This window comes from Flintibacter muris, from assembly GCF_943192995.1.
Taxonomy (GTDB): domain Bacteria; phylum Bacillota; class Clostridia; order Oscillospirales; family Oscillospiraceae; genus Lawsonibacter; species Lawsonibacter muris.
The window spans coordinates 114412-127549 of the sequence record NZ_CALPCP010000001.1; the positions used below are offsets into that span (position 1 = coordinate 114412).

The following is a 13138-nucleotide window of genomic DNA, read 5'->3' on the forward strand; positions in this document are numbered from 1 at the left end:
TTTGATTTTCCGGGGTTTTTGAGCAATTTTGATACGGTTTGAACAGCCGATTATCGCTTGCTGAACTGCGGAGCGCGACGAGCCGCTTTGAGGCCGTACTTCTTGCGCTCTATCCAGAAAAACCGCATATTTTCAAGTGCTTTACGGGTTATCTTTGAAAATGCACCCCGGTATGCACCCCAAAAACCACTATTTTGGATTGTTCGCAAATGCCTGGTTGACCTTCGAAATCAGATCCTTCGGCTGGTTGTAGGTCAGGTGTGCGTAGATGTCCAGCGTGATCTTAGCGTGCTCATGGCCAGCCAGCACCTGCACCGTCTTGACGTCAACGCCGGCCAAAAGCAGATTTGTGATATAGGTGTGCCGGAGCTGATGGGGCGTCACCTCGAAGTCAATGCTATATACCACATCGCTGTTGTGGGCGGCCCGCTCCCCCAGCACCGGGGTCACGGTATGTGGAATCTTCTGGCCGTTGACATAGCGATAGTATGTTCGCTCCCTGACGGTGCGGGTTCGCACATATCCCCACACCCGGCGCCACTGGGTTTCCGACAGTGCCCCGCCGTCCCGGTTGGCAATCACGAAGTCCGAGGTGGACTTTTCCTTGACGGCTTTCAAGCACTCCACCAGCTGGGGCGGGATGGGGATCGTCCGCTTGGCGGCCTTCGTCTTAAGGTCGGTCAGGATCACCGGCCGATTGTGCTCCACATGCCAGGCTCGGCAGACAACGATGTGCGGGGCGTCCCCCTCAAGGAAGACACTGTCCCACTGGAGGGCCAGGGCCTCCTCCCGGCGCAGGCCGGAGTAAAGGCAGAGCATGATGAAGGGGTATGGGGGTAGGCCGCGGACCGCATCCAGAAGGGTGGTGACCTGGGCCTCGGTGAGAGCCGTCTTCTCCTTCGGGGTTTTGCCGCCCCTGGGGTTCAGGTTCTTGCACGGCGATTCATCAATGATACGGCTCTCCAGGGCCGAGCCGAAGATCATCTTGTAGAGCATCTGGACGCTGCGGTAAATGGAGGCAGACTGCTGGGCGGCCTTGTTGATGGCCATCTTCACATCGTCCGGGGTGACCTCGGCCATGTACTTGTCCCCCAGCGGCTCGATGACATAGATCTTGACCTTGGAGGTGTAGTCCACCAGGGTGGTCGTGCGGATGTGGGAGCCGTGCATGGCGAGCCACTTCTCAGCGTACTCCTTCACAGTGGGGTTCTCCCGGTGGTAGACCTCCTCTTCGATCTCCCGTTGGACGGCGGCAATTTTCGCTGTCAGCTCCTCCGGGGTCTTGGCATAGACGGAGATACGATTCCCGCTGGGCCCTTTGAGCCGTTTTCTGTACTCGCCCCGACTGGCTATGAATTCATAGGTGGGCTTTTTGGGTCGAGCCATGGGGACACCTTCCTTCATTTGTGCTAAAAACAGAAAAAACCGGGATTTTCTAAAAAAATTGCAGTCAGCCGCCATTATGTGGCAGAAATGGACAGCTTTTTGTGGTATACTGCATTATGCGCAAATACATACCTTGACGCCGGGGTGGAAAGGATCGAACGATGACAAAGACCGAAGCGGAGCAGCTGGTCCAGTCTCTCACGCCGGATGAGAAGTTGCGTCTGGATGAACTGCTGTCCTCCCTTATGCAGGCCCGTCAACCCCAGCCCTCCACGACCGTGGAGAAATCCGAATCGAGGTCATGAACATGAAAAGTCCTTTAAGGCAACGAGCGGAAAAACTCCAGAACGAGCTCAATGATGTTATGGAGGTGCTCAAAAAAGAGGGTCAGAGTGACGGTGAACGCCGCTACAAAAAAATCATGGCGGAAGCTGTGTTTCTTATCCTTTCCCGCCTTGATTTCATCGGCACGGCGGTTCTCGTTATACTCGGCATGGTACTCGGCCATATTCTGGGCAATGTCTTTTAACTCGCCCACAACATGGCTTGGGGCAAGCTCGGCCTCCAAAGGCTCTACAGGCTGGTATTCTGCCTGGGCCTTTTGAAGTAGGCGTAGCTCCTCATCTGCTTCAGCCTGTAGCTTTGCGAGTTCGTTCAGCTCATCGAGATCCATGTGCGTCCCTCCCCGCAATCATGCCCTGCACAAACACCTCGACTTTTTCTCGCTCTTCTGGTGTCAATTGAATAAGGCGTTCAATCAGAGATGCATCCAAAGTAGGCCCGTCCCCATCCGTGGGGGCGGGCTTTTTTTCTTGCTCTCCGATTAGGTATGACACAGACACGCCGAGGGCATCTGCTACAGCAGCCACCTTTGCCACAGAGGGGGAATTTCTGTCCCATTTATTGATTGTGCCATTGCCAAGTCCGCACTCTTTTTCCAGAGAAAACAAGCTCTTGCCTTGAGCTTGGCAGAGACGACGTATTTTATCGACCATGATGGACACCTCAAAAATAAAATTGAGTAAATTTGCTGAAAACCTCTTGACATTTAGCAAATATGCTGATAAGCTAAAGGAGCCTTGAGGGAACAAAAAACCAAGCCCCCTCAAAAAGCGGGCCTTTCGGAAAATTTCTATAGCTTCAGCAAAAGTATATTAGCAAATTTTCCGATTTGTGTCAAGGTGTAGGAGGTGAGATTTTGATTTTAGACAACGTCAAGCGTTTGTGCCGCGAACACGGAACCAACATCACCGAGGTAGAGAAGGCGGTCGGCATCGGAACCGGGAGCATCTACAAATGGGGTAAGTCATCTCCCAGCGTGAACGCGGCCAAGCTGGTGGCGGACTTTTTTGGCGTAACGGTGGACGAGATGCTGACCGACCCATCGGCGCGGGACGTTGACCAGTCCAGCGCATGAAAAACCGCCTCTGGCGGTGAGGAGGTGAACAAAGATTCTGGAACCGAACCAAAGCAGCCTTCTAAGACAAAGCAGCCAGCCGGATGGCACCCGACTGACTGCTGAAGAAATCGCGGAGGTGGCTCAAGGCCCCACCCTCCAGGAGGTAATGGCACACTTCGGCCATGAAACGATAGGCGAGTGGAGCAGCACTTGGCTGAACAAGCCAGGACAGCTCGAGCGACTTTCTGGACTGCCGGAGTTCATCAAGATGCTGGGGGTTGACAGAAGGTACCGGATCATCTTCGACTATGACCCAGCCTACCCCAAGATGCTCTTACAAGCTACGGCCTCAGATCCCAGCCAGTGACGTCAGTAAGTACACACTGTTCTGGAAGACTAAGTGCGGACTTGAAATCATCCAGCGATGTAAAATCGCCCTGTTTTTCCTCAATTGCATCGAACGCAATCAACAGACCATTTTTGTTCATGCGATTGAGAACCATGAAAGATACGGTTCGCAGTTTAGTGTCTACCTCGCGCTTTTGTTCTGCGGTCAGGTGAGAAACATCCACACGATATACTCTTGCCACTTGAATCACCCCCTTTCCCCGGCAAAATTCTACCACAAGCTGAAGGGTGAGGCAACGCAAAAACAAAAGCGCCCTGCCGGGTGAAGCGAACACCTGACAGGGCAAGCGACCCATTGCAACCGACAAAAAGGCCACAATTGGATTATATCACATCCTCCTGGTGGCTGACAAGTACGCAATCGACAAGGAGTGACGCAAATGACACTTATGACCCGAAAAGAGGCTGCGGCCCGGCTGGGGATGTCGTTGCCCACGCTGGATCAGGAGCGCAGCACCGGCCGGCTGGCCTACATACAACGGAAACCCGGCAGCAAGGTGTGGATCACCGAGGAGGCCATCGCCGAGTACCTGGCTCGGGCCACCCATCAGGCCCGGCCGGAGATGAAGACCATCAAGCGGCGGCGGTGGGCCTGACCGAAGAAAGGAGTTTTACATATGAAACCGAAAAGGAGCCTCGCATCGGTGGCACTTGAGCTGGCCGCCGTGCTCCTGGTGACGGCCCTCGCCTTTGCGTGGGGCAAGCAGACGGCCCAAGCCGAGCGGGGCTACACGGCCATCGGCGGCGAGTACCTGTTCCTGCTCTTCCCCTTCATGTACTACCCCGGCAAGCGGACAATCCTGGATTGGATTACCGAGATCCGCGAGCTGTGGAGGTCGGGCGGCAATGGGTAAGGCAAAAGACTTAATCGGCCTGACCTTTGGTCGCCTTAAGGTTATTGAACGTGCGGGCATATCGCCAAACGGTGCCTACCTGTGGCGGTGCCTTTGCGAATGCGGCAAAGAGAAAATTGTAACATCATCTGCCCTCAATGGCGGTTTTACCCAGAGCTGTGGGTGTATGAAAAAGGACGCTGGGGCAAAAATTCGTGCCGCCAAAACCACTCACGGTGATGCAAAACATGGGAAATGGCAACGACTCTATCATGTGTGGATAAGTATGCGGCAGCGTTGCAATAACCCCCAAGACCACGCTTACAAGGACTACGGCGGTCGCGGCATCAGGGTGTGCCCGGAGTGGGACGATTACCAGAACTTCAAAGACTGGGCAATTTCTACTGGCTATGACCCGGAGGCCGAAAGTGGCGAAATGACCATTGACCGAATTGATGTCAATGGAATGTACTGCGCGGAGAACTGCCGATGGGTCACGCGGGCAGCACAAAACAAAAACCGCCGCAATGTACGAAAGGAGGACGCATCGTGAAGATGGCACTGAAGGGCAACACCCTGATCTTGGTTGAGGTGGACAATGTTCAGTTTACCATCATAAAAAGCTGGAACAAACTGCGCTGGGACAAGAAAAGCCAGTCCCTCTATGGAACCGCCGACATCGAGCTGCTGGACAAGCTGACCAGCATCGTCCGCCTCCCCCCCACGGTGGAGCAGCGGTGGCGGGAGCTCCACGCCCTGCAGGATGCGGTGGATCGGGAGCGGGTGAACCCGGAGCCGGCCCCCTTCTACAAGTACCCCGTGAAGATGCCGCTCTACGCCCACCAGGTCCGCGGGGCGAACATGGCCATGCTGACCTTCGGATGGATGGTACCGAAGGGAGGTGTAGCACATGGATAGCAATAGCAATGTCACGATGGATGCCATCATCACCTTCCTGGGGCAGACAGGGGCATCCACCCCGCCGGAGGCGGCGGAGCTTACCAAGGCGGCAGTCAACATCCTTTTCGCCATTTCGGAGGAAGGAGCCAAGACTGCGGAAGATGCCCTGGACATCATCCACGACTACCGGCTCCAGGCCAAGCAGTACGCAGCCCTCCAGAAAAAGCACCTGACCGCCGGCAAGCCCTTCCTGAAGGACGGCGTGTGGCACTGCCCGGACTGCAATGGGCGGTGCAGGCCCAACAATTCCTTTTGCCATCGCTGCGGGAAGAAGTTGGGCTGGAGGTGATCCAGAATGCCGGTCAGAGAAGAATGGCGTGACATCCCCGGTTTCGATGGCTGGTATCAAATCAGCACTGAAGGCAGAATTCGCACTTTCCGAAAGGGGCATGGCGAGAAGGACACCAGATCGGAAATACCGAAATTGCTTACACCAAGGCTGGTAAGGAACATCAAATCAAGTTCCACGTGTCTGCGAATCCGGCTGGTGGCTCCTGACGGAGAGCGTGTTTTCAGGTACATGACCACGCTGATGGCGGACACTTGGATGGGGCCGAGGCCCCCAGGCTGCAACGTATGCATCAAGAACAACAACCCAGCAGATGTTCGCCTTTCAAACCTCTGTATCATGAAGCGGAGCGAAATCACCAGGCTGAAGACCACGGGCCCCAAGACGATCCGGCGCAAGCTGCCGGTAATAAAGATCGACAAGTCGCTGGAGGTGGTGGACGCCTATCCCAGCGCAAGGCAAGCAGCTCTGGCCTCCGGGATCAGCCCGGTAACGCTCCGGGACTACTGCAACCGAAAGGTTAAGCGCACGGTCTTTGCCCCGGACGGTCACATCTACTGCTGGGACGATAGCCGGAGCATTTGGGCCACCCTGCGGAGGGCAATGAAGGAGCTCGATGAGCTGGGTCTCCGCTACAACAACCCTTACACAGGTCGGTACTTTGACCTTCCCCCGGATGAGCCTCTGGACATCGACATCGGTACCCTATTGTGGGGCATCGCTCCGGCTCTGATGGAGCGTCTTCAGAAAGAATGTGGGGTGATGCTATGAAAAGCGCATGAAAAAGCCTCTCCATGCGGCAACACGGAGAGGCCGAGAGGCCGGGAAACATCAGGAAAAATGTCCTTGCCTGAGAGGATTATAACACCTTTCACGGCGGGACGCAATAGAAAGGTGGTTTTTTATGAACGAGTGGTACGAGCAGGCTAAGCGCAAGCTGGAGGCCGAGCGGAACTCCGGCAGTTACGACAGGTACGCCAGCGCCATGAAGGGCGCCGTGTGCGAGGCCCTGGACGGGTTCTGCCGCCAGGATGCGGAGTTTGCCCAGGCGGTGGTCCAGGGCGGCACCTTCTCCGACTGCATGAAAGCGGTGGCCAAGAGCTGCGGGAGCGCGATCTCCGACCTGGAGGCGTTCCGCCGGGCGGTGAGGTTCTACTTCCCCGGCGCCGATGTGAAGTTCCATATGACGGTCAACCTCTGCGCCGATGTGGAGGCCGAGGCTGCGGCCACGGCGCCGGTGGCCAGCCCCGGCCCGAAGATCCTCGACCTTGAGGACTTCCTGTAAGGGGGCGTGAGAAGTGACAGAGCAGGAGAAAGCCGAGCGGTTTGCAAAGTCAGCACCGCCCCTGCGTGATGGAGAGCTGGAGGCCATCAACGCCCTGTTCCCCACCTACATTTTTCGCCGTTCCTGCACCGAGGAGATTTGGACGACCTGCTGCCATGAGCACACGACGGTGGGAATCGAGGACATGAGGGTGACCACGCCGGAGCGAAACTTCCTGGCGGTCATGTGGGAGCCCCACCAGCGGGAACCGAGGAATCGGTGGTGCGAACCCGCAAAGCCCCATGTGGAGTGCCCCTTCTGCGGAAAGCCGGCCATTGTGAAGGAACTGCGATACACCGGCAAGCGGGAAAACCTTTCCAGCTATCGGCGGGCGGTAGTCCTGCGATGGTACCGGGGAGCGTTGTGGGCCAGGGCCTATGACTGCGGTAAGCACTATACGGCAGGCTATGACTTGGCAGGAGACCCTACATATAAGCTGGTGGGAGTGTATCGTTTCCGGCCAGGACTGGCTGAGGCGACCACTCGCAGCTGGTACGGGAACAGCCCTTTCGGACACATCGAAAAGCAGGACGGGCCGCTCACCAAGGGGCGCTGGAACATACACGCCCCATTCTCCGCAAATGCGGATTACGGCATCGGCTACGATGTGATTGGGCTGGATGAGATACAAGAGAGCCCTTTCCGCTATTGCTGTGCGGCAGATTTCAAACTGAGTGGCAGCCGACTCCTGGAGTTCCTGACCGCCTGCTGTTTCTACCCCCGGCAGATCGAGATGTTGATGAAAGCCGGAATGAAGGATGTTGTCACGGATTTGGTGGACCGGGGCGTGAAACACGCTACGGTCATCGATTGGGACGACCCCAAGAAGGCATTCAAGCTGAATCGGCAGGACATGAAGACCTTCCTCGGCACGAACCGCGATATTCGGATTTTGGAACTGCATAAGCGGCTGAAGAGTCGCATTCCGCTGACGCAGTGCGCAGAGTGGATATCCAGGGGCATTGATATTCAGAGAACTGTCCGAGCGGCAAAGAAGTGGAATATCCCTCTGGAAAAGCTGATCCGATACCTGGACGGCTATGTGGGATGCGCCCAGTATGGCGGTATGAGTAGCCTTAGCTCGGCCCTGCGGTTTTGGGAGGACTACCTCACCGCCGCCGAGGCCATGGGCTATCTCCTCCACCGGGAGAACGTCCTGCTCCCCCGCAACCTGGGGGCGGCCCACGACGAGGCCACGAAAAAGCACCAGGCGAAGCTGGAGCGGGAGCGGGCGGCCCAGCGGCGGGAATGGGAGCGTCAACAGCAGGCAGAACGGGCCGAGCGTGAGCGTCAGGCCCGTCTGGCGGAGGAGAAGTACGAGGAGCGCCGCAAGAAGCTGGAGAAGAAGTACGGCTTTGCCATGGATGGCTATGTAATCCGGGCACCCCTCGGTAAGGATGAAATTCTGGCCGAGGCCCGCAAGCTCCAGCACTGCGTGGGCGGCCACGCTGACCGGCACATCCTGGGACAGACAACTATCCTTTTCATGCGGAAGGTCAAAAAACCGGACGAGCCGTGGCTGACCATTGAAATGAACGGGAACAAGCTGGTGCAGATCCACGGATTCAAAAACGAGGGTTTGCATACGACCAAAGGCCGCTTTGCCCCTGATCCGAGAGAGGTCTACCGGGAGTTTCTGGACACTTGGTTGGACTGGATGGAAAAGGGCAGCAGACGCGATAAAAAGGGCAATCCCAAATTGCCCAAGAAGAAAGGAGCAGCAGCATGAGCGAAATGGAAGTAACTGAGGGCCAGCTTCTCAGTCAGGACTTTGGGGTTGGTGGCCCGCCCACAGCCGTGGAGGTTCCGCCCCCGCCTCGCACCGTGGAAACGGTGACGCTGGAGATCCGCACCCTTCAGCACCAGGCCAACGGCATCATCCTCAACTACGCCATCGAGATCGGCCGACGGCTGGAGGAGGCCAAGGCCATGCTCCCCCATGGCGAGTGGGGGGCTTGGCTGAAAAGGGAGCTGGACTACTCCCAATCCACCGCACAGAACTTCATGCGGGTTTTCCGCGAGTACGGGGACAGCCAGCAGAGCTTGTTCGGCGGAGCCCCGAAATCCCAGACGTTTGGGAATTTGACCTACTCCAAGGCGCTGCGCCTCCTGGCCATCCCGGATGAGGAAGAGCGGGAGCGGTTCGCGGTGGAGAACGATGTGGAGCACATGACCACCCGCGAACTGAACGAGGCCCTCAAGGCCAGGAACGAGGCCGAGGAAAAGGCCGCCGCCGCCGAGGATGAGGCCCGTGGGCTCCGGCAGGAGGCGGAGCGGCTCCGGGAGGAGCTCACCGACCAAGCCAAGGTCTATGAGGCCAAGCTGACCAGCGCCGGGGTGGAGGCTGACCAGGCCAAGGCCGCCGAGCAGGCGGCGAAGGAGGCCCTGGAAAAGCAGAGGGAGAAGGCCCAGCGGCTCCAGGATGCCTTGAGCGAGGCCAACACCTCCGCCCAGGCCGCCGAGGAGGAGCACACCCGCTTGGCGCGGGAGCTGGAGGAGCTCCGCAGCCGGCCCGCCGAGACGGACACGGCGGCGGTGGAGGCCGCTCGACAGGCCGCCATCGCCGAGATGACCGAGAAGGTGGACAAGGCCAAGGATGCCAAGAAAAAGGCCGAGGAAAAGCGCAAGGCCGCAGAGGAATCTCTGGAAGCTGCCCAGAAGGAACTGGCCGATCTGAAGGCCAAGGGGCCAGAGGTACGGGAGCTCACTCAGGAGGAAAAGGACGCTCTGACCGCCGAGGCGGTGGAGCGCATCAAGGCCGAAAGCGCAGAGCGAATGCAGGCCCTTGAAAAGCAACTGTCCAAGGCTGACCCCGATACGACCACCCTCATGGTGCTGTTCAAGAGCTGGCAGGAGACCTATACGAAGATGTGGGAAACTCTGAACCGGATTGAGGCCGCAGACAGTGATAAGGCCCAAAAACTGCGGGGCGGCATCCGAAAAGCTCTGGAGACCGCGCTGGAGCAGATGGGGGGTGGTGCCGCATGACAGCCCAGGGTAAGGGATTCGGATTCCTTTTTGAGATGGGCTGTGGTTAGGCAAGACCCTGACAGCCATCGCCACAGTCGGGGCCGGGTATCAGATGGGCAAGGTCAAGAAGGTGCTGATCGTGGCGCCCACCAGCGTCTGCGCCGTCTGGCCGAAGGAGTTTAACGACTACGCCGATTTCAAGTACACCGTCAAGGTGCTGCTCGGTGACAAGAAATCCCGCATCAAGGCGCTGGATGACCTGGACAAGTTCCCCTTCGAGGCGCTGAAGGTGGCCGTCATCAACTACGAGTCCACCTGGCGGGAGGACATCTTCGACCGGCTCCTGGCCTACGATGCCGACCTGATCATCGCCGATGAGAGCCAGCGCATCAAGACACACGATGCCGCCCAGAGCAAGGCTATGCACCCCCAACGCCTCAAGAGCCTGGAGACCGGCGATGAGAAAATCGAAGTAGCCTTCAAACGGGACGGCCAGTGGCAGACCGCCATCTACCCCCGCTCCACCATCTTCTCCAGCCGATCCATTACCACACTGGCCGACCTGGGCTGTACCGTCACAAGCGAGAACGCCAAGCGGGTGGTCAGTTTCCTGGGGGCGCTGGAGGCCGAGAACATCGACCTGATCCCCAAGAACGACGCCACATCAACATTCGGCTGGCAACCGGGAAAGCGGTTCCTGCCTGGCCACGACGATGGCCTGACCCTGGACATAGACCCCTCCCAGCGTGGCATGGCGGCGGCCTACTGTAAAAACGGCACCATGGAGCGGTGGGTGGAGCACATGGCCCCACACCGCGGCAGGATGAAGTTCCGCTTTATCTTGGCGGCCGGGTTCGCCGCGCCCCTGCTGCGGATCGTGAAACAGCGGATATTCTTCGTATACAACTGGGGCGGCTCCAAAGGCGGAAAGACCGCCGCCCTCAAGGCTGCCCTCTCCGCCTGGGGGGACCCGGAGCGGCTCATGGTCAGCTTCAACGCTACCCAGGTCGGCCTGGAGCGGACGGCGGCCTTCTACTGCGACCTGCCTCTTGGCATCGATGAGCGCCAGCTGGCCGGGAACAACCAGGGGGCCTTGGAGAAGATCGTGTACATGATCGCCAGCGGCACCGGGAAGATCCGTGGCAGCAAGGGCGGGGGCCTCCAGACCATCCACCAATGGCGCACCGTGGCCTTGGCCACCGGCGAGGAACCGCTCAGCACGGAAACCACCCAGACCGGCGTCAGCACCCGTGTGTTGGAAATCTACGGCGGCCCATTCGACAACGAGGCGGATGCGGCCCTCATGCACCAGCAGTCGGCCACGGACTGCGGCTGGGCAGGCCCGGCCTTTATTGAGAAAATCCTCCAGATGGATGAGCGCCGGATTGTGGAGCTGTACGAGGAGATGCAGAACTATGTCCGCACCGTCAGCGAGGGCAAGAACGGCTCCCACATCGCCGGCATCGCGGCCGTCGCCCTGGCGGACGCTCTCATCGACACCTGGTTCTTCGGTGGGGAGTGGGAGGTATCCTGGGCCTCCGCAAAGCAGATGGCGGTGGACATCCTGGTCAACCAGGTGGAGAGCAACGCTACCGACGTCAACGAGAACGCTGTGCAGTTCATTGTGGACTGGGTGCTGTCGAACAAGGCATACTTCGGCCCAAACACCGTTGGCACCTGCCTGGGCTTCACCAGCGAGACCGGGAACACCGCTTACATTTTCCCCTCCATGCTGAACCAGGCGCTGACGAAAGCTGGGTACTCATATCGAAAAACCATGAAGTACATGGCAGACCAAGGGCTAATCGGGTTTTCTATGAACAAAGGAAACCGAAAAAAAGACTACTCTGTATTGAAATGGTTTGTAAACCGAAGTAGCCGCTTTGTGGAGTTTTACATTGGGAAATTATCCAAGGCAGGAGACCCCGTGGATGATGCGGAGGAACTTGCCGAGGCCAGATCCATTGCCGCTCAGCCAGAGTGGGAACAACAGCATTTTACCCCCATTGACGGCGAAGATGAGGAACTGCCTTTTTGATGGGTAATCCCTTACGCCTAAAATTAGGCGTAAGGTTAGGCGTAAGGTTAGGCGTAAGGCTGAAAACCCGCACGGCGCAAAGGGTACAGGGCTTTCCTAACACCTATTACACCTAAATTCACCAATTACACGGTATTGTTGCAAAACGATTGCAAGTCTCGATTTTTTGACTTAGAGACATAGCTGAAAGAAAACAAGGGATATTCTGAAAATTAGGCGTAAGGCGTAAGGAATTCCAGGAACGCCCGTAACCGCAAAGCATCCCGGCCTTACACCTAATTTTGAAAGTAGGCGTAAGGGGGCCGTTTCCCGCCGCACGGCGGGGCGACAACGGGGAGAGAAGGGTAAACCTACCACCCCGGCGAACGAGGCCCACAACGCGCCCCTGTGGCCGCACAGGGGACAACCGAGAGGAGGCGCCAAAATGGAGACTGATACCCAGCGGTTGACACGGTTCCATGCCGACTTCCAAAAGCTCAAGAACAACCGGGAGAAGGTTCCGCTCCAGCAGCTCACGACCCGGTACGCCAGATCCTACAACACCCTGGTGGCGGAGGTCATGGACGGGGCAGTCTGGTTCTACCGAAAGTGTGTCGAGCTTGAGGAGGACTTTCCCACCTACCCGGAGGACACAGCCGGGAATGAGTGGCTGGCCAAGTGCCTCGCCATCATCGGGGAGGGCGAAAAGAAACCCGGCGGCCTGGTTGACCAGTTCCGGGCCGCCCTGATCGACCGGCTGGACATGGATGAGTACCATGACCTCATCAACAGAACCTACGAGCCCCGCCTCCAGGTTTTCAACCGCTACTGGGCGCGGCATTGCAAGCGGCTGGACAGCGGGTGGATTTACAATCGGATTCTTAAAAAGTTTTGGTGGCCCAAGACGGAGGGCTACCCAGGGAGCGGGTGCTGGATCAACAGCGACTACACCGGCCGCGATTATCGGTACCCGCCACAGCTGAAGGAGGACACACCATGAGTTACTACGATGGATTTACACCGACGTATACCTTTTCCCTCTGCATCGAACGGAGCGACCGCGTCCTGGTTGACACCACGGTCGAGGTGAAGGCCACCGCTGAGGAAATCGCCAAAGCCAAGAAGACCATCCAGCGCCTGATGAACGAGTACGCCCCGGTCGCCAAGGCTCCGGTCCCCGCGGATGACCCGGTGGAGCCGGAGATGGAGGGCCAGGCTCCCACCAGCTCGCCGGAGCAGGAAGGAGAGACCGATCCTCCTCCGGAGAAAAAGCCGGATGGCGCCAGGGGGCTGCTCCACCTCCACTGCAAGGAGTGTGGGCGCGCTTTCACGACTTTTCTGCGGGAGTATCAGACGGAGGTGGACTGTAAGTGCGGCCACCAGATCGACCTCACTGCCCCGCTCGCCAAGTTTGCATACACCTGCCCCTATTGCGAACAGACCAGGTGGGGGCAGACCAACCTGGAAGACCCGGACATCACGGTTCGGTGCAAGTGCGGCGGGGATGTCAATCTGCGCTGGGTACCCAAATCGAGAGAGTACCAAAACTGAG

The 13138-nt window shown here is 58.0% G+C and carries 19 protein-coding genes; 15 read left to right on the forward strand and 4 right to left on the reverse strand.

All coding sequences use genetic code 11. The features are described from left to right. Window positions 1–189: 189 nt before the first annotated feature. Window positions 190–1386, reverse strand: a complete 1197-nt coding sequence (locus NFS22_RS00605) for a tyrosine-type recombinase/integrase (RefSeq protein ID WP_251315826.1) — start codon at window positions 1384–1386, stop codon at window positions 190–192. 161 nt (window positions 1387–1547) lie between these two features. On the opposite strand from NFS22_RS00605, the gene NFS22_RS00610 reads away from it, so the two are divergent. Next, window positions 1548–1691, forward strand: a complete 144-nt coding sequence (locus NFS22_RS00610) for a hypothetical protein (protein WP_251315827.1) — start codon at window positions 1548–1550, stop codon at window positions 1689–1691. A 14-nt stretch (window positions 1692–1705) separates the two neighbouring features. On the opposite strand, the gene NFS22_RS00615 is transcribed toward NFS22_RS00610, so the two are convergent. Then, entirely contained in the window at window positions 1706–2059 is a 354-nt protein-coding gene (locus NFS22_RS00615) for a hypothetical protein (RefSeq protein WP_251315828.1), read from the reverse strand. Further along, window positions 2046–2477 (reverse strand): helix-turn-helix domain-containing protein, encoded by a 432-nt coding sequence (locus tag NFS22_RS00620; RefSeq protein WP_251315829.1) that lies wholly within the window; start codon window positions 2475–2477, stop codon window positions 2046–2048. Before NFS22_RS00620 ends, NFS22_RS00615 begins: the two co-directional genes overlap by 14 nt. A gap of 107 nt (window positions 2478–2584) precedes the next feature. Here NFS22_RS00620 and NFS22_RS00625 point away from each other — a divergent pair, with 107 nt between their 5' ends. Beyond that, entirely contained in the window at window positions 2585–2803 is a 219-nt protein-coding gene (locus NFS22_RS00625; protein ID WP_251315830.1) for a helix-turn-helix domain-containing protein, read from the forward strand. A 148-nt stretch (window positions 2804–2951) separates the two neighbouring features. Further along, window positions 2952–3152 carry a hypothetical protein gene (locus NFS22_RS00630; protein WP_251315831.1) on the forward strand — a complete coding sequence of 67 codons (201 nt, stop codon included), beginning with the start codon at window positions 2952–2954 and terminating at the stop codon, window positions 3150–3152. Here the strand turns inward: NFS22_RS00630 and NFS22_RS00635 are convergent. Continuing rightward, window positions 3127–3375 carry a hypothetical protein gene (locus tag NFS22_RS00635; protein WP_251315832.1) on the reverse strand — a complete coding sequence of 83 codons (249 nt, stop codon included), beginning with the start codon at window positions 3373–3375 and terminating at the stop codon, window positions 3127–3129. The genes NFS22_RS00630 and NFS22_RS00635 overlap by 26 nt on opposite strands. Window positions 3376–3573: 198 nt before the next feature. Here NFS22_RS00635 and NFS22_RS00640 point away from each other — a divergent pair, with 198 nt between their 5' ends. From NFS22_RS00640 to NFS22_RS00695, 12 genes are all read left to right on the forward strand, one after another. Beyond that, on the forward strand, window positions 3574–3789 hold the full coding sequence (locus NFS22_RS00640) for a helix-turn-helix domain-containing protein (RefSeq protein WP_251315833.1): 216 nt from the start codon (window positions 3574–3576) through the stop codon (window positions 3787–3789). Window positions 3790–3810: 21 nt separating this feature from the next. Continuing rightward, the gene (locus tag NFS22_RS00645) at window positions 3811–4047 is read left to right on the forward strand and encodes a hypothetical protein (RefSeq protein WP_251315834.1); all 237 of its coding nucleotides are present in this window, start codon (window positions 3811–3813) and stop codon (window positions 4045–4047) included. Then, the gene (locus tag NFS22_RS00650; RefSeq protein WP_251315835.1) at window positions 4040–4579 is read left to right on the forward strand and encodes an AP2 domain-containing protein; all 540 of its coding nucleotides are present in this window, start codon (window positions 4040–4042) and stop codon (window positions 4577–4579) included. Before NFS22_RS00645 ends, NFS22_RS00650 begins: the two co-directional genes overlap by 8 nt. Beyond that, window positions 4576–4944 (forward strand): hypothetical protein, encoded by a 369-nt coding sequence (locus NFS22_RS00655; RefSeq protein ID WP_478292992.1) that lies wholly within the window; start codon window positions 4576–4578, stop codon window positions 4942–4944. The genes NFS22_RS00650 and NFS22_RS00655 overlap by 4 nt, the downstream gene beginning before the upstream one ends. Beyond that, on the forward strand, window positions 4937–5275 hold the full coding sequence (locus NFS22_RS00660) for a hypothetical protein (RefSeq protein WP_251315836.1): 339 nt from the start codon (window positions 4937–4939) through the stop codon (window positions 5273–5275). The genes NFS22_RS00655 and NFS22_RS00660 overlap by 8 nt, the downstream gene beginning before the upstream one ends. Window positions 5276–5281: 6 nt before the next feature. Next, window positions 5282–6046: an NUMOD4 domain-containing protein gene (locus NFS22_RS00665; RefSeq protein WP_251315837.1), complete on the forward strand. Its 765-nt coding sequence runs from the start codon at window positions 5282–5284 to the stop codon at window positions 6044–6046. Window positions 6047–6179: 133 nt separating this feature from the next. Beyond that, window positions 6180–6560, forward strand: a complete 381-nt coding sequence (locus tag NFS22_RS00670; protein ID WP_251315838.1) for a hypothetical protein — start codon at window positions 6180–6182, stop codon at window positions 6558–6560. A gap of 13 nt (window positions 6561–6573) precedes the next feature. Then, entirely contained in the window at window positions 6574–8328 is a 1755-nt protein-coding gene (locus NFS22_RS00675; protein WP_251315839.1) for a PcfJ domain-containing protein, read from the forward strand. After that, window positions 8325–9587: a DUF3102 domain-containing protein gene (locus NFS22_RS00680; protein WP_251315840.1), complete on the forward strand. Its 1263-nt coding sequence runs from the start codon at window positions 8325–8327 to the stop codon at window positions 9585–9587. Before NFS22_RS00675 ends, NFS22_RS00680 begins: the two co-directional genes overlap by 4 nt. A gap of 94 nt (window positions 9588–9681) precedes the next feature. Then, window positions 9682–11607 (forward strand): DUF927 domain-containing protein, encoded by a 1926-nt coding sequence (locus NFS22_RS00685; RefSeq protein WP_251315841.1) that lies wholly within the window; start codon window positions 9682–9684, stop codon window positions 11605–11607. 424 nt (window positions 11608–12031) lie between these two features. Next, window positions 12032–12586 carry a hypothetical protein gene (locus NFS22_RS00690; RefSeq protein WP_251315842.1) on the forward strand — a complete coding sequence of 185 codons (555 nt, stop codon included), beginning with the start codon at window positions 12032–12034 and terminating at the stop codon, window positions 12584–12586. Then, window positions 12583–13137: a hypothetical protein gene (locus tag NFS22_RS00695; RefSeq protein ID WP_251315843.1), complete on the forward strand. Its 555-nt coding sequence runs from the start codon at window positions 12583–12585 to the stop codon at window positions 13135–13137. Before NFS22_RS00690 ends, NFS22_RS00695 begins: the two co-directional genes overlap by 4 nt. Window position 13138 lies beyond the last annotated feature (1 nt).